The organism is Pseudomonas sp. TNT2022 ID1044, assembly GCF_028656895.1.
In the GTDB taxonomy this organism is placed as follows: Bacteria; Pseudomonadota; Gammaproteobacteria; order Pseudomonadales; family Pseudomonadaceae; genus Aquipseudomonas; species Aquipseudomonas reinekei.
The window spans coordinates 415,214-431,231 of sequence record NZ_JAMDHB010000006.1; the positions used below are offsets into that span (position 1 = coordinate 415,214).

A 16,018-nucleotide genomic window follows, 5' to 3' on the forward strand; every position below is an offset into this window, starting at 1 on the left:
GAACCCATGCCAACCCACGTCAAGGCTTTCCGGGACAGGCTGGACGATGTGCGGAAGCTGCGCGACCTGATCAAAATGTTGAAAGAACGCATCGGCCACGCCACCAAAACCGTGAATCAATACACGCAGGTGAAGCGCGAACGAAGCGTCGAAGCGAATCTGAAGGTGCTTAAGCACACCTATGACCTCGAAAGACAAGGTGAAACCCTCGATGCCGCTCAATCTGAGCTAGAGCGGCTCAGCGAAAGCATTGGGATCGCCGATATGGAACTGGGTAGAGCACAGACCGAAGCTGAAAATGCTAAGGCTGAAAGGGACCTGGCGATCGGTGAGTTGCACAGTAATCCTGAATATCGCAATCAGGCAGATTTCGCGCAGAACCTCAAACGCATGGAGGACACGCAGGAAATTCGAAGCAAAGAACTGCTGCTCCAATTCAACGCGATGACGGCCGCTATCGCATCATGCTTTACGTTTTTTCAAGACCACTCGGATCTCGAGCTACTCAATCAAGCCAGCCAGCAGGTGGCGGTCCTACTTGAAACACTGGACGTGGGAAAGATACCACCCAGTGCCGCGGTGCACTCCGCAGTCCGGTCATTAAGCCGGGTATATGAACTAGTCCATGCAGCCTTGACTCAGGCAGAACAGGGGCAACACCTGGCCAAAGCCCGGCATCAGGACGCACTTACCAATTCGGATCGCGCGGACAGAGGTCTCACTGAACTCACTGGCAACACCATCCGCCTGATGGGCGTCCTGAAAAACGCAGGGGTGGAGGTCACACCGGTGTGTGATCTGGTCAGCATCGCAGATCCTGACTGGCAACCCGCAATTGAATCGTGGCTTGGGCGTCATGTGGAAGCCTTGCTGGTACCTGCCGATCAGGAGCTCCAAGCGATACAGATCTATCGCAGCGGCGCCGCGAGTGGCATTTATGGAGTCAAGCTGGCCCTGCCCTCCCGCTTGCGAGCATGGAGCGCCCCTGGCGACCAGCTGTATGCCGCACAGCTTGTTCGCGGAGAAAATGTGGACGCCGTTCGTTATCTGCAGGGTGAGTTAGGGCGCACCATGCTGGTGGAAACCAACGAACAGCTTCGTACGGGCGACAAGGTCATTTCCAAAGAAGGGATGGCCAGTGCCGGCGGCGGCATCGAACGTCGCCGCCTGCTCGGTATTCATGAGCTGCGTATTGGTCGCAATGATGCTCATACCAGAAGGCAGCGATCAGCCAGATATGTTCAGGATACCGCTGAGCAGTTGCGCCAAGCGAACGAAGCGGTCGCTCGTTTGGATTCTCCTCACAAGAAACTCGTCCGTTTTTCGGATGCTGCCGACGTGCAGGTGTTGATCGAGAACCTGCTCAGCGAGCTGTCGAGGGCAACCAATGAAACAAACATTCACCGAGCCGCATTTGAAAGCACCCTCACCGATACGCTGGCTGCACTCACCCGAAAAAAAGAAGCAGCTGATACTCGCCAGGCCGATGCAGACCGTGCGGCGACACACTGTGTAGAGAAGGCCGCGGGTCTAAGGGCAAATCTGACGACCTGCCAGGCGCAAATCAAGGTGCTGGAAGCATCCTTGGAAATCAAGCAGTTAGCAGAACGGGAGTCACGGCAGCACATCCTGTACGGCGCCGATGAAGTTGAACGCCTTCGTACCAGGCTCGATGAAAAGCACGGGGACCACTGGTCCAGTAAATTTGTTGAGTTAGAAGAGTCATTGAAAAGAGCTATCGATAGCGCCGCGAATGCCCACCGAGATGCCTGGGTGTCATTCACCAGCTACGCAAGCACCTATAACCTGCAAAACCATGACGTCACCAACGAAAACTGGATAGCCGCATTCGAATTTATCTTCAAGGAGCGTCAGCGCCTCGAGGAGCTCGAGCTGGTGGAGCAAGAGCAGAAAGCAGAGCAGGCTTATGAGGCCGCAGTGAAGGTGTTCCGTACGGATGTCGCACAGACGCTGCTCTCTGGATTTGACCAGCTCGAGGAACAGATCAAGACCCTGACCGCCGTCCTGAAAGAAGCGCCGCCCTTTACCAACGATGAACGCTACGAGTTCAGGTACAAAGTCGTCGACGAGCATCGTGAATTACACGACTTTCTTGAACGCATACGGACTCACGGGGGATCGGAAGACGATCTGTTTGGCGGTCCAGGTGAAACTCCGGAAGCATTCCGTATGTTGGTGGACGGCGACATCAGCTCAACCCTACTGGACGACACAAGCCCTCTGAATGATCATCGGCGCTTCTTCAGTTATGACGTCGAGGTTTACCAGCACGGCGCCTCAGTCGGGATGTTGAGCAACCGGTTCGGCCCAGCGTCCGGCGGTGAACACCGCACCCCGCTGTATCTGATCTTCGGGGCAGCGCTAGCTGCGGCTTACGGAAAAACGAAAGGCGGCACGTCTGGAGGCGGCATCATGCTGCTGGACGAAGCGTTCGACAAAATGGATCCGCAAAACATCCGTGCGGCGGTCAAGTACCTCAATGGACTAGGCCTGCAGTTGATAATGGCAGGCCCGGAAACCGATCAAGCCAAGCTTTCATCATTTTTGAACGTTTACTACGACATGTCCCGCTTCGGGACCAAGCACGTGCATCTCAAGAAAAATGTCGTGTTCGACAAAACACGTGAGCTGCTTCACAGCGACAACTTTTACGCACACCCGGATCTTCTGCAGCAGGAAATCGACCGACTGGAGGGCAACTGATGAGTCTTGCTGAAGATGCCCTGCTTCGACTGCTCACGCGTGGTGAACGTGCTCGACTGAGCGGCAATTCACGCACGATTCGCGAATCCTTTACTTCACCAGAATCGCCCTACTGGCAGCAAAAACTTCATGACCGAGATGCCATGCACGCCCAAATGCGCCGGGCTGCAACAGCCGGTGCAATAAAATTGGAGTGGGCTCGGCAGGGAGGAGACGATCGCCCCCTGGATGCCGCGGTGCTACTCGACGTGGATCTGCTGGCCGCCCATCTTGGGCAAGCCACCAACAATGCCTCCGTTGCCTACGCTCGCGAACAATTACGCCAATGGAGCTCGAATGCCCGAGTAGAAGAGCTATTGGCGCATTGGGCCAAACTCAAACAGGTCAGATCCCTAGGACCTGAATCCGCTGGCGATTTTGCTGACGCCATGCGCGTCCTGGATGCAATGGATGCATCAGTTGAAGATCAGGTGGTTCGCCAACTAAGCGTTCAACTGTTCAGAAAATCCAAACGCATCGAGGCGCTTATCAAGCACCTGGATGTCTTGACCAGTGAAGCACTGAGCTCGCGGGCTCGCCATTGGAGTGAAGTATTCGGTGAAATCGGCCTCACCAAAGAACCACAACCGTTTCTGGTAGCCGGAACTGGGCATCTCATACTGGATGAGTCAGTGCAATGCTCGATTGTTCGCCCTTTCATAGGCGTTGCGAACTCGGTCATCCGTGGCTATTCAGGAACACCTGAGTGGCTCCTGACCATCGAAAATCTCACCACGTTTCATCAAGCTGCCAAAGCATTGCTCCCCAACCGGCCAGGCCTTGTCATCTACACTGCCGGCATGCCCTCCCCGACTTGGGGCAAGGCGTATGCGAACATCCTCATGTCACTCCCACACAACACTCGCATTCTTCATTGGGGCGATCATGACGAGGGAGGATTTCGCGTGGCAGCACGTGTTGCGCATTTCGCCGCGACTACAGGACGCCACCTCGAGCCTTGGTACATGGATGCGAGCCAGTGGAACGAGCAAGGCGACGCGGCCCAGGCAGAACAGCATCGATCGATGATCAAAAGCGCCATCCGTGCTGGTTGGGCAGAATTGGCATCGACGCTCAAAGCAATCATCCTCGAACAGGAAGGTTTGCCTATTCGATTGCCTTAATCGAGGGCGCTTAAATTCAGACGCACCGTCAGACTGAATCACTACTGCAGATTGTTTAACCCTTCGACGCGGTTTCAAGATTAACCACTAACCAATTACAAGGAGTTAGCGAGTATGAAAGACAATAAAATAATCAAAGCCAGCAAGGAGTTGCCTTTAGATGATGCAGTCGAGGCATTTGTCGATACCTTCGTAACCAGCGGCGCTCTTAGCGAGCTCCCCATAGCTGGATCTGCGATAGGTATATTCAAGGCTTTCAAAAGCTACAAAACAGAGAAACTCAAAGAAAAACTAAAGGGATTTATTGAGGGTGCCGATGATCTAAAACAGGAGGAAGTATCACGATTCATAGCAGCAAGGGACCCCAAAGACGACCCTCTACTTAGCGAGCATTTATTAGAGCTTATTGAGCAGGCGGAGTCCGAGCAAAAAGCCAAAATGATCGGGGTCACTTTCCGCAGACTTGTTCGGAATAAAATAACTCGGGGGCAATTTTCTGATCAAGTTCGGTTTATCAATAAAATCTACATAATTGATCTATTTAAATTTATGCACGGGTATCACAACCCCAACATTTTCGATGATGGACTGGGAGACATACTAGTAAATCATCGCATTTGCAAGCGCAGCGTGAGTCTTGCCAGTCGGAACAAAAATTTCCTCAGCGGCGAAAAGGAACAATACATCAAGGTAAGTTATGAACTTACAGGGATTGGCAATTTGTTTCTGAAAACCTTGCATGACGCCTACAGAGATAAGATTGAGCAGCAGTACCTATTGCTAGACTAGTGATCTTTCCTGAAAATGGAACCCGCTTTTCAAAAACTAGCAAAAATTAGCATTCGGAAGGTTTCCCCTTTTATGCTTTTAGGGGAGCGGATACGTGCCTATACAATCAATCAACTATAGGCACGTTCGCGGGAATAAAATTTATTCTTCAGGTTCAGTTGTAGGGCCTGCAATCAGAAGGTTGCAGATTTTCTCGTACTCATCGGTTTCAATTTCTGTCAAAAGCTTTTGTAGCTCAACTGTTAGCGTGTAGCGCGTAGTGGCCCCTTCGCTCGTGTTTTCCACAGTCATACTTTCAGGCTGAAAGTACCTGATTATGCCAATCAGACCGTCATCGTCTGTGATGAATGACGTATTTTGATATCGCCCGCCTGAGCGACTAATTTTATCGATTTGAAGCCTTTGCTTGGCGAATCTTGTGATCGTCATGACGTCTGCTAACACATTCTCAGCGTTAAATTTGGCGGAATCTGCTTTAAACTTCATCAGTTTCTTCGCAGCCCTATTTCCATACAAACAGGCCAATACTATGGAGACGATCGGGTGCTGATGATAGACATCTAATGAGTGTGCGAGGGCGACAATTTCTTTTGCTTTCTCGAACCTAAGCGACTTTCCGACAGGCTCTCTGATATCGAAGCTATCGTTGATTGCTTCTAGGAATTTTACATATTTTGGCCGTTCAAGTTCGATTGCAGAACGCCTCAGCTCACGAAGGAACTGAATCACGAAGTCGTCGGGCTCATATATATGGGCATGTACGAAGAATGCTCGCAGAGCAGCTAAGTCACCGAGTATCCGTTCTTCCAACTCGAGGTCTGAAGCGGTACCACGCGAATCGCTTACTTTTTCCATCAAGGCAAAAAAATAAGAGAAGCCGTTTGTAGGCCTGTCTAAGAATCGAAGATGTTCAACGATCTCGGCTTTGCGTTCACTTTTCTCGAGTTGATCCTGTGACAGCTTAGTAGCGCCGACGACACAAATATCCAAGAAATATAGCGTAGGAACGTTTGCTGCCCACTCCCTGAAATATTCAACCTGATCAGGAGTAAGCTTCATATTTAGCTTGATCACTCCTGAGCGTGAAAACTCTTCAATTTCATTCTGCGAATCCATGCTGTTTCATCTACCTTAATTTGGCCAAACGGCCCTTTTGAGTACGCACTAAGGGGTCGGGTCATCCCTGGAGGGACTTCTATTATTCTGCCGTCCGGCATCATAAACCCGATTTACGTCAATGAGCATGTGCTTGCTGGGTCAGAGTTTTTTCCGCAGAAAGTTAAACAGCACATCGTACAGCGCATCTACCTCGTCAACCTGCCCTCGCCCCCGCAGACAACCGTGTACCAGGCCCTTGCCGTAGTAGAGCGTGGCGGCCACGCCGGCGTTGTTGAGGTGTTCGGCGTATTGCACACCGTCATCACACAGCGGGTCGTACTGCGCCACAGCGATCAAGGCTGGAGGCAGTCCTCGGAAATTTCCTGCCAGCAGCGGCTTGGCATAAACACCCGGTCTGGCAGTGTCACCCAGGTACAGCGCCTGATAACAATCCAGGTCGTTGCTGGTGAGCAACGGTGCATCGGCGCATTCGCGGCGCGACGGCAGCTGCGTATCGCCGCCGAGCCCCGGGTAAATCAGCACCTGCGCACAGGGCATGGGCTCGCCCGCATCCCGCAGCGCCAGGCACAACGCGGCGGCGAGATTGCCACCGGCGCTGTCGCCGGCCACCAGGGTGCGCTTGGGGTCCAGCCGGAACGGGCCGGTGCGCAGGGCTCGCCACACGGCCAGGCAATCGTCGAACGCTGCCGGGAATGGATGCTCCGGCGCCAGTCGGTAGTCGACGGCGATCACCAGCACGCCCAACTTCGAGGCCATCTCGGCGCAGATGAAATCGTGGGAGTCCAGATCCCCCACCACCCAACCGCCGCCGTGCAGATAAACGATGCACGGCGAACCGTCGTTCAAGGATGCCGGCGGCTGATAGGAACGCAGGCGCACGCAGGCCAACTCGAAATCCACCACATACAGATCCGCCGGGCGCGGTGGGGTAAAGGCCCGGCACATGGCACTGTAGGCCTGACGCAAACAGGTGAGGCTGGTTTCGGTGCTGTTGAAGCTGACGGTCTTGTCGATGAAGGCCGTCATTTGTTTGGAGAGCGGGTAAGGAGCCATGAGTCAGGAGCCCGAATTCTGAAATCAGTTCTTCAAACTGGCCTGCACCTTGGCAACGCCGTCCTTGCCATCGAAACTGCTGACACCCGCCAGCCAGCGCTGCAGATCCTCGGGGTGATCACTCAGCCATTTCCTGGCCACGTCCCGGGCGGTCTGGCGTTTCATGATTGGCACCATCAGCTGACTTTCTTGGGCGGCGGTGAAGGTCAGGTTCTCCAGCAGGCGGTAGACATTGGGGCAACGCTCGGCGTAGTCGGGCGAGGTCACGGAGGAGACGGTGGCCGCGCCTTCGTTCGGCCCGTACACGTCCTCGCTGCCGGTGAGGTAACTGATGTTCATGTTGATGTTCATCGGGTGCGGGGTCCAACCGACGAAGACCACGAACTCCTTGCGATTCACCGCCCGCTGCACCTCGGCGAGCATACCGGCCTCGCCGGATTCGATCAGTTTGAAGTCCTTCAGACCAAAGTGATTGGTCTCGATCATGGTTTTGATCGTGGTGTTGGCGCCGCTGCCCGGCTCGATGCCATAGATTTTGCCGCCGAGCTGATCCTTGAATTTGGCGATGTCGGCGAAGGTTTTCAGGCCCGCCGCCGCCACGTAATCGGGGACCGCCAACGTTGCCTGTGCGTCGGCCATGCTTGGCTTGTCCATGACCTTGACCTGATTGGCGGCCAGGAACGGCGCTATGTTCTTGTCCATCGCCGGCTTCCAGTAACCGAGGAAGATATCCAGGCGCTTGTCGCGAATGCCGGCGAATATGATTTGCTGCACGGCACTGGTCTGCTTGCTTTCATAACCCAGGCTATTGAGCAGCACATCGGCCATGCCGCTGGTGGCGATTACATCGGTCCAGTTGACCACTCCCATGCGCACCGCCTTGCAGGAAGGGTCGTCACCGGCCAGCACACTGGTGCTCAAAAGCGCAGTACCACAGAGGATTGAGAGACCACGGGCGAATCTTTTCATCGTGCTTGTCATGGGGAAGCATCTCGGCGGTAGCGGGTTATTGTCGGGCCAGTGTCTGTGCACCGTGCTCGAAACATTACGCAGCCGACGAGCGGTAAAAGCAAACTGTGGCGACCTTGATTTGCACGATGGCGACTAAAAAGATCGCAACCCTCGGCAGAGCCATCACAGTGAGTGATCACCTACGACTACTCACTGGGTGGTTCATGCATCAGCTCCACGTTGCAGGCTAATTCAGCGGGTTGTGAGTGTTCTCGATCAGCTCTGACACATATGTGCTCATCAAAAAGTGGGCCGTCGCGCAGCTATAGCCCTTGAGCATCTGAGGCAATTCCGCCAGAAATGCGCATCGCTCTACTTTGGTCCTGGCTTGCTCACCTATGTAGTCCATCCGCAAAAATCTTGTACGCCCGTCATCGGCATTGGACGCATAGGAGAACATGGACAGCATATAACTGAGGGCCTTCGTATCCATCGTATTCAGCACCGACTTGAATGCCGGTTCATTGTTTTCGAGGCTAAGGCCCAGATCTACGCCGGCATCGAGCAGCGCGTTTTTGAAAGCCTTGTAAACCGGCACACTGGGATAGGTTTCCCCAGGGACCTCGATTTTGATGCTCTTACGGCGGATTTGCAGATGGTAAAGGATGACCGCTGCCAAGCCGGTGTAAAACGGCTGCTTCATCTTTTCGAGGTAGTCGAGCTTCTCCGGAGAGTCTGTGCCTGGGTCAAAAGGACCGTGTTTCAATGCATAAAGGCGCACGAGGCATTGCGCCTGCCCAATCAACTCACCTGGTAAGGAGGACGTCCCAACACCAAACGCCTGAGCGACTTTCTCGGGCAGATCTTCTTGCTTCAACTCCAAATCGAGTTTACCGACCTCTTCAGGTATCTCTCCCTCCAAAAGCGTGCAAACCGCGTGCATTTCTTCCCAATGGCTCGCCTCAGCGTCGAGGAAATAGTCTTTCAGCAGTCGAACACGCGCCATATCCTTTTGGGCATCAGCAGGAACACCCTCCAGATAAGCAAAAAACGCTCTCCTCGCCATATCGACGGCTTCCGATGCACCATAGGCCGGCGAGACATGATCAGGCCAAAATGCGTAACCTTTCTCTGGCGAAACCCAGCCGTTAGCCTCGTTCTGCTTCACCACCAACTCCCGCTGACGCCCAGCCAAAAACTCCGAGACATATTTCATCATCAGCATCGCTAAGTGTTCGAACTTGCCACCTTCAAATGCGTACTCTGGAGCATTTTCAAACAGAGGAGCGGCAGCGCCTCGTTGAGAAGCTGGAACACCATCCCTCAGCAGGGCAATGTACTCCATGAGCATCTCATCGTTTTCTCGCTTTGCAACAGTGCTGCTAGGTGCCTTCGCCCCCAACACCGCACTCATAGAAGCCTTGCCCAGCTTGACCCGCGCGCGCCATTTTTTATTGATTTTAGACATCATTCGCACAAGGACGGCGAGCTTAGCCTGCTCAAACGACGCCAAGTTCCCCTTATCCTCCTCCTGGCACTGGAAGCCAGTGCCCAGAATTTCGTCACTCTTGATGTCATAAAGCGACAGCAGGTCTTTCAGAGGTTCATAGGGCTTCTCACTGACTCCAAAACGCTGGGACATGTAATTAAAGAAATCCTCCTGCTTGAATGTCAGAGGCTCTATTACGTCGATCGCAACCTCTGGCTCGTACCGTCCTTCCGCGAGGATTTGGTGTTCGATCGTATCCATTTTACTTGTCCCCACCGTCAGTTTTTTTGGGAGCCTCGATGCTCTGCATCTTCCGTGCTTGCCCCTTTCGACCCAGGCCATTTTCTGCACGTATTTCAGAAAAGATTGCCTGACCGCTTTGCATATCTTTCAGCAATTCAAATTGATCCACTGCAGCTCTGACTGCCGTAGCTGCGTCTGGATGGCTCTTTTGCATGAGCCTCTGTGCCAAGACGCCGATTACATGAAGGTCGCCGACCTCCTTACGCAGACAGGCGAAGTGGTACATGTCATTACCCGGTGTAAATACGACGTTGTTGCTCATTGGCATGCTCCTCACTGGCATGATTGGTGTGAGGTGAACGATACCGATTGGCCTCTTAAATATTGATGATCGAATCTTACGAATCTGGATTTGCCCAGATCCGCGGGGCGTTGGGGCGTCCGAAGTGGGGCCGCAAGCGCCCCCATGGGGTGAAAGTGCGCTGGTCAAATCTGATGCATTTTTTGATCAAAAAAATGCAAACGGATCGTTGAGTGGAATGAGGTTTTTCGCACCGAATAACAATCAGTAGAATTCCTACAGTCTCGGTGCCGGTTCACTCACCAGTCAGCTGGACACTACGTCAACTCGTGTACAAACCGGGTATAGCCTTCGGAGTCGGAGGTTTCGTACCAACACCTCTTACATAAATTGGTGTACCTAGCCATGAGTGATCCCATCAACCTCATGTTGTGCAGCCAAGGAAACACGGAATGCATCCGTGGAAACCAAATCTCGGGGGCGTTTACCTCCCAGCACTCCATTCGGGGAATAAAACCAGAATGCGACCGACCAGCTGTTTTGTAAGCGTCCGGCCAACACACCTTTCTGATCCCAACGCTTAGGGCGATGGTGGACACCTATTTAAGTGGACACCATTTTTAGCCTTATTAAGCGGATCGCCATGCGTCAACGACACTCTTACCCCAAACCTTTCAAAGCCCAAGTCGTTCAGGAATGTCTGCACGCTGGTGCGTCCATCGCAAGCGTCGCGCTGAGCCACGGGATCAATGCCAATCTCGTGCGTAAATGGATTCCGCTTTATCGCGACGCGGACAGTAAAAACCTGCCCGCTTTTATGCCTTTGAAACTAGAACCCTGCGTTCATGATCGTCCCGAGCCATCGATCAGAATCGACGTGCCAAGCGAGCATGGGAGCCTCGTGGTGAACTGGCCCGTCAACGATCCCGAGGGATGTGCCCGATTCGTCCGGGGATTAATCTGATGATCCGCATCGATTCCATCTGGCTCGCCACCGAGCCGATGGACATGCGCGCGGGCACCGACACCGCGCTTGCACGGGTAGTGGCCGTGTTCGGTGCGGCAAAGCCGCACTGTGCATATCTCTTCGCCAACCGCCGCGCCAATCGGATGAAAGTGCTGGTGCATGACGGCGTCGGCATCTGGCTGGCAGCACGTCGGTTGCACCAAGGACGCTTTTTCTGGCCAGGCGTGCGACATGGTTCGGAACTTGAGTTGGATGCAGAACAGCTTCAGGCCCTGATACTCGGTTTACCTTGGCAAAGAGTCGGTGCCGGCGGCGTCATCACTGTGCTTTAAGTTCTGCCATGGCCAGCTTGCCAGCGCAATTGGCCCATCAGTCTATCGCCGCCCAAAGCCCTCTCTGGCAAAATCGGCGGCATGACTTCCATCCCGAATCTCGACCAACTGAACCCTGAACAACTGCGCGCTCTGGCCGCGCAGTTGATGCAGCGCGTCGAGACGATGGACAAGCAAATCCACCATCACAAAACAGTCAACGAGAAACTGGCCCATGAGATCGCGCTGCTCAAGCGCTTCAAGTTTGCCAAGCGCAGCGAGCAACTAAGTCCTGCTCAAGCCAGCTTGCTCGATGACCTGATCGACACCGACATCGCGGCTATCGAAGCTGAACTTGAGGCACTGCAACCGACGCCGACTGCGGCCAAAGTGCGCCAGCAACCCAAGCGTGCGCCGCTGCCAGCGCAGTTTCCTCGTACGCTGATCCACCACGAACCGGACAACAGCCATTGCCAATGCGGCTGCGTCCTCAAGCGTATCGGTGAAGATGCCAGCGAAAAGCTCGACTACACCCCCGGCGTGTTTACCGTCGAGCGCCATATCCGTGGGAAATGGGCCTGTGAGCAGTGCGAGACGCTGATCCAGGCGCCGGTACCGGCGCATGTCATCGACAAAGGCATCCCTACGGCAGGCCTGCTGGCCCACGTTATGGTGGCCAAGTTTGCTGACCATCTGCCGCTGTATCGACAAGAGAAAATTTTCGGCCGAGCCGGTCTGGCAATCGCCCGTTCGACCTTGGCGCAATGGGTTGGCGCCTGCGGCGTGCAGCTACAGCCACTGGTGGATGCGCTGCGCGAAGCAGTGCTCGAGCATGGCGTGATCCACGCCGATGAAACGCCGGTACAGATGCTGACGCCGGGCGCCAAGAAGACCCACCGAGCCTACGTTTGGGCCTACGCAACCAGCCAGTTCGCCGACTTGGCGGCAGTCGTTTACGACTTCAGCCCGAGCCGCGCCGGTGAACACGCCCGAACCTTCCTGAACAACTGGAACGGCAAGCTGGTCTGCGACGACTTCGCCGGTTACAAGGCGAGCTTTGATCTGGGCGTCACAGAGATCGGCTGCATGACCCATGCTCGCCGCAAGTTCTTCGACCTTCACGCGACCAACAAGAGCCAAATCGCCGAAAAAGCGCTGCATTACATCGCAGCACTTTACGAAATAGAGCGTGAAGTAAAAGACCTAGAGCCGGACATGCGGCACCGAATACGGCAGGAAAAGGCGACTCCGATAATCGAGGCGCTACACGCCTGGATGATTGCCCAGCGCGAACTCGTGCCCGAAGGGTCGGCCATCGCCAAAGCCCTGGATTACAGCCTCAAACGCTGGGTCGCGTTGATCCGATATCTCGAGGATGGCGCCGTGCCCATAGACAATAATTGGTGTGAAAATCAAATCCGGCCATGGGCACTTGGGCGGTCGAACTGGCTGTTCGCCGGGTCACTACGCAGCGGCAAACGTGCGGCTGCGATCATGAGTTTGATCCAGTCAGCACGGCTTAATGGACATGATCCGTACGCCTATCTGAAGGATGTTCTGACGCGGCTGCCCACGCAGCGAGCGAGTGAGATTGCGGCGTTGCTACCACATCGGTGGCAACCGGTGTAATTACATCAGGTGGCGTCGTGGACGCGTTTATGAATATTCCGGCGCATAGTCCCAAAATCATCCACAAAACATGGTTTTTCGTAGCATTGGTTGCAATGGGGTAGATCTACGCCACGTACCGCCCTTTAGCGCCCCGAGACACCCTATAAATCCCGCAGTCTCCCTGTATCCCCCTCTCAAACACCCCCTTTCCCCCTCATTTAATCCGCGGAACAGTAGTTACCCTGGAGTTAGCGCCCCCTCATATCCCCCATTTCCCCTAACAATTCCTGTAACCCCCCGCCACACCCTGATTATCCCCGTAGCGCACCCCATTCTGCCCCGTCCAAAGTCACTCGGGCGTTGTCGCTCCGCATTTGGTAGCAAAACTCGCAAAACTGATCCAAATTTATGAAATTTTGCGACGGAAGACGGTCGGAAGCGATAGCCTCTGCAATACCTGAAACCTCTTAAATCCCCGTCTAATGTAATACTACTCAGCAAGGGAGAATTTTGTTTTGTGATTGTGTTGCATTGCGGTACCGCGCGCACCATCCCTCAAGAAGTGGCAATGGTCACAGGAAGCTATCGGCTGCTGCGCCAATTTCCGACTTAGGGCCAGATGCCTTTGCCGGACGCTTACGCTGTTTTTCGTAGGGGAGAGAATTGAGAGTATCCCTTTCAATTCTGGATACGGGCTGAGCGTCGGTTCAGTAGAAAATGCATAGCAGGGGAATAGGCTGCAGCCTTCATGATCGATCGAGAAAATTCGGTTGTCTGCCTCCCACTTAACTAAAGCCGGAGTAAGTGCTTCAACACGTATGTTGAAATGCTGCGCCAGCCGATTAACGGGAAGGAAATCACCGCATCCTAAAATGTCGCTCTTGGCTTGAGCGAGCATTTCCCGCTCCCTAGCGATAACTCTGCGCCGGATGTCGTCTTTTTCCACAGACATCACCTCGATTCGGGCTTGTAACCAATCCTACTCCGCTGTTTGTTCGACGCAACGGACAATCGTGCTATCCATGCAGTACCCCACAACCAATGACTTTCTTATGCGCCCATCAGAGGGGATCGACCGAGAGTTATCACGTTTTGTTTAACTCTTCGTGAGGATTTAGCGAAACCCAGCCATCCATACTCCGCCCCATTCAGTAACGAGTGGGAGCCGGACATGTTGCAGCGCACTGCTTCACCCAGGCCCATTCATCCGCGCTGGCTACGCCTGACGCATTGGCTCAACGCTCTGGCCGTGTTGATGATGATCACCAGCGGCTGGCGGATCTATAACGCTTCACCTCTTTACGATTTCAGGTTTTCCAACGCGATCACACTTGGGGGCTGGCTCGGCGGCGCATTGCAGTGGCACTTCGCGGCGATGTGGCTGCTGGCGTTCAACGGCCTCCTATACGTGGCCTTCAACCTGTTCAGTGGTCGCTTCAAGCGGCGCTTTTTCCCGGTTTCGCCAAAGGGAGTACTGCACGACCTGTGGGCCGCCCTGCGCGGAAAACTCGGTCACGCCGACCTCAGCCATTACAACCAGGTGCAGCGCTTTGCCTATCTGTTTGTCATGGTGGATATCGCCCTGCTGGTGGTTTCCGGACTGGTGCTGTGGAAGTCAGTGCAGTTCCCGCTGCTGCGTGAATTGTTGGGTGGCTACGACACCGCGCGGCATGTGCACTTCATTGCGATGGCGCTGCTGGTAGCGTTTGTGGCGGTGCATCTAGTGATGGTCGCGCTGGTACCAAAAACCCTGCTGGCCATGATTGTCGGTCGCAAGGAGCCCGTATGAAAAAGCGCATTCACAATCCTGATCTGGACGAGTCCTCGATCCTGTCGGATGCCCGCAAGATCCTTGCGCCGCAAATTGAAGACCGTTCGCGCCGCTCATTCCTACTGCACGGCCTGACGCTTGGTGGCGTGGCCATGTTGTCCGGATGCAATCTGACCAATACCGATAGCGTTGATACCGCATTGTCCTCCATGTCGCGTTTGAACGACCGAGTACAGGGCTGGTTATTCAACCCCAACGCCATGGCGCCGACCTATCCCGAATCGATGATCACCCGTCCGTTTCCGTTCAATGCCTTCTACGGCATCGACGAAGCACCGACAATGGAGGAAGAGAGTTATCGCCTCGAGGTGTCTGGATTGGTCGCAGACAAACGCAGTTGGCGCCTTGAAGAGCTACGTGCCATGGCGCAGACCGACCAGATCACCCGCCACATCTGCGTCGAAGGCTGGAGCGCGATCGGTCGCTGGGGCGGTGTGCGCTTCAGCGACTTCCTCAAACGCATCGGCGCCGACACCGACGCCAAATACGTCGGCTTCAAGTGCGCCGACGATTACTACACCAGCATCGACATGGCCACCGCGCTGCATGCGCAGACCCTGTTGGCGCTGACTTGGGACGGCAAGGTGCTGCCGCGTGAGTACGGCTTCCCGATGAAACTGCGCATGCCCACCAAGCTTGGCTACAAGAACCCCAAACACATCCAGGCGATTTTCGTTAGCAACACCTACAGCGGCGGCTACTGGGAAGACCAGGGCTACAACTGGTTCGGTGGCAGCTGACGGAGCCTGAAGCTTTCACACACCCGCAAACTGAGCTTCAAGGAGTTTCATCATGAAAAAGCTGACTACCGTTGTTCTGTCCTTGTGCCTGGCCGTTGGCGCTGGCTCTGTGTTCGCTGCTGACACCATGAGTCACGACAGCATGAGCAAGGATTCCATGTCCAAGGATGCAATGAAAAAAGATGGCATGAAAAAGTCTGACCCCATGTCCAAAGACTCGATGTCAAAAGACCATATGTCCAAGGACTCTATGTCTAAAGACGGTATGAAAAAAGAAGCCATGTCCAAGGATTCGATGAAAAAGGACGCCATGTCGCAGTAATTTCAATCATCGCGCCCATATAAGAGCGCACAAAGAACTGGTCACGAAATGGTGATCCGCGGTATTTCTTTGCGACCTATATCATCCGCGCGAATGGTGCCCAGAAATTTCAAAAAATGAGGCCTGAGAATGCAGCGTTTAGTGCTGCAGTTTTAGCCCGGGCCTCATACATTGACTTAAAGACAACCTTGAACACCTAAAAACCGAATTGGTGGACACTCCAGTAATCTCGTCGTCCTTCATTTATCGAAACCTAGGAAACCCAGGTCTTTTGACGAAACTGATGGAACGTTGAGCACTCATCCGTTCCGCCTAAACAAGCCAAAACGTCTGGTATTAAGAGACATCTATTTTTACACCTGTCATTCATCCAACACAGTCATCCCCCGGTGTCAGGATAGTTG

At 54.1% G+C, this 16,018-nt stretch carries 15 protein-coding genes; 9 read left to right on the top strand and 6 right to left on the bottom strand.

The window, feature by feature from the left end; genetic code table 11:
* Nucleotides 1-6 precede the first annotated feature (6 nt).
* From M5G20_RS10245 to M5G20_RS10255, 3 genes are all read left to right on the top strand, one after another.
* A complete protein-coding gene (locus M5G20_RS10245; RefSeq protein ID WP_273919039.1) occupies nucleotides 7-2,724 on the top strand; it encodes an SbcC/MukB-like Walker B domain-containing protein in 2,718 nt (905 codons plus the stop codon).
* Nucleotides 2,724-3,887, top strand: a complete 1,164-nt coding sequence (locus M5G20_RS10250; RefSeq protein WP_273919040.1) for a Wadjet anti-phage system protein JetD domain-containing protein — start codon at nucleotides 2,724-2,726, stop codon at nucleotides 3,885-3,887. Before M5G20_RS10245 ends, M5G20_RS10250 begins: the two co-directional genes overlap by 1 nt.
* 114 nt (nucleotides 3,888-4,001) lie before the next feature.
* A complete protein-coding gene (locus M5G20_RS10255) occupies nucleotides 4,002-4,676 on the top strand; it encodes a hypothetical protein (protein ID WP_273919041.1) in 675 nt (224 codons plus the stop codon).
* A gap of 141 nt (nucleotides 4,677-4,817) precedes the next feature.
* On the opposite strand, the gene M5G20_RS10260 is transcribed toward M5G20_RS10255, so the two are convergent.
* The 5 genes from M5G20_RS10260 to M5G20_RS10280 all read right to left on the bottom strand — a co-directional run bounded on the left by M5G20_RS10260 (nucleotide 4,818) and on the right by M5G20_RS10280 (nucleotide 9,853).
* Nucleotides 4,818-5,792 carry a hypothetical protein gene (locus tag M5G20_RS10260; protein WP_273919042.1) on the bottom strand — a complete coding sequence of 325 codons (975 nt, stop codon included), beginning with the start codon at nucleotides 5,790-5,792 and terminating at the stop codon, nucleotides 4,818-4,820.
* Between the two features lie 141 nt (nucleotides 5,793-5,933).
* On the bottom strand, nucleotides 5,934-6,848 hold the full coding sequence (locus M5G20_RS10265; RefSeq protein WP_273919043.1) for an alpha/beta hydrolase: 915 nt from the start codon (nucleotides 6,846-6,848) through the stop codon (nucleotides 5,934-5,936).
* Between the two features lie 24 nt (nucleotides 6,849-6,872).
* On the bottom strand, nucleotides 6,873-7,817 hold the full coding sequence (gene choX, locus M5G20_RS10270; protein ID WP_273919044.1) for a choline ABC transporter substrate-binding protein: 945 nt from the start codon (nucleotides 7,815-7,817) through the stop codon (nucleotides 6,873-6,875).
* Between the two features lie 229 nt (nucleotides 7,818-8,046).
* The gene (locus M5G20_RS10275; RefSeq protein ID WP_273919045.1) at nucleotides 8,047-9,549 is read right to left on the bottom strand and encodes a hypothetical protein; all 1,503 of its coding nucleotides are present in this window, start codon (nucleotides 9,547-9,549) and stop codon (nucleotides 8,047-8,049) included.
* Between the two features lies 1 nt (nucleotide 9,550).
* Complete coding sequence (locus tag M5G20_RS10280) at nucleotides 9,551-9,853, bottom strand: hypothetical protein (RefSeq protein ID WP_273919046.1); 303 nt, start codon at nucleotides 9,851-9,853, stop codon at nucleotides 9,551-9,553.
* Nucleotides 9,854-10,439: 586 nt separating this feature from the next.
* On the opposite strand from M5G20_RS10280, the gene tnpA reads away from it, so the two are divergent.
* The 3 genes from tnpA (at nucleotide 10,440) to tnpC (ending at nucleotide 12,739) form a co-directional block, all read left to right on the top strand.
* Nucleotides 10,440-10,796 (top strand): IS66-like element accessory protein TnpA, encoded by a 357-nt coding sequence (tnpA, locus tag M5G20_RS10285; protein WP_073665531.1) that lies wholly within the window; start codon nucleotides 10,440-10,442, stop codon nucleotides 10,794-10,796.
* Complete coding sequence (tnpB, locus tag M5G20_RS10290) at nucleotides 10,796-11,131, top strand: IS66 family insertion sequence element accessory protein TnpB (protein ID WP_034149241.1); 336 nt, start codon at nucleotides 10,796-10,798, stop codon at nucleotides 11,129-11,131. The genes tnpA and tnpB overlap by 1 nt, the downstream gene beginning before the upstream one ends.
* A gap of 81 nt (nucleotides 11,132-11,212) precedes the next feature.
* Nucleotides 11,213-12,739, top strand: a complete 1,527-nt coding sequence (tnpC, locus tag M5G20_RS10295; RefSeq protein ID WP_047292640.1) for an IS66 family transposase — start codon at nucleotides 11,213-11,215, stop codon at nucleotides 12,737-12,739.
* Between the two features lie 472 nt (nucleotides 12,740-13,211).
* On the opposite strand, the gene M5G20_RS10300 is transcribed toward tnpC, so the two are convergent.
* Nucleotides 13,212-13,619, bottom strand: coding sequence for a hypothetical protein (locus M5G20_RS10300; RefSeq protein ID WP_126634724.1), 408 nt, complete (start codon nucleotides 13,617-13,619; stop codon nucleotides 13,212-13,214).
* A 273-nt stretch (nucleotides 13,620-13,892) separates the two neighbouring features.
* On the opposite strand from M5G20_RS10300, the gene M5G20_RS10305 reads away from it, so the two are divergent.
* From M5G20_RS10305 to M5G20_RS10315, 3 genes are read left to right on the top strand one after another with little or no spacing between them, the layout of a single operon-like run.
* The gene (locus M5G20_RS10305; protein WP_047292638.1) at nucleotides 13,893-14,510 is read left to right on the top strand and encodes a cytochrome b/b6 domain-containing protein; all 618 of its coding nucleotides are present in this window, start codon (nucleotides 13,893-13,895) and stop codon (nucleotides 14,508-14,510) included.
* Nucleotides 14,507-15,292: a molybdopterin-dependent oxidoreductase gene (locus tag M5G20_RS10310; protein WP_047292637.1), complete on the top strand. Its 786-nt coding sequence runs from the start codon at nucleotides 14,507-14,509 to the stop codon at nucleotides 15,290-15,292. The genes M5G20_RS10305 and M5G20_RS10310 overlap by 4 nt, the downstream gene beginning before the upstream one ends.
* A gap of 52 nt (nucleotides 15,293-15,344) precedes the next feature.
* Entirely contained in the window at nucleotides 15,345-15,614 is a 270-nt protein-coding gene (locus tag M5G20_RS10315; protein WP_023446638.1) for a pentapeptide MXKDX repeat protein, read from the top strand.
* The last annotated feature ends 404 nt before the right edge of the window (nucleotides 15,615-16,018 follow it).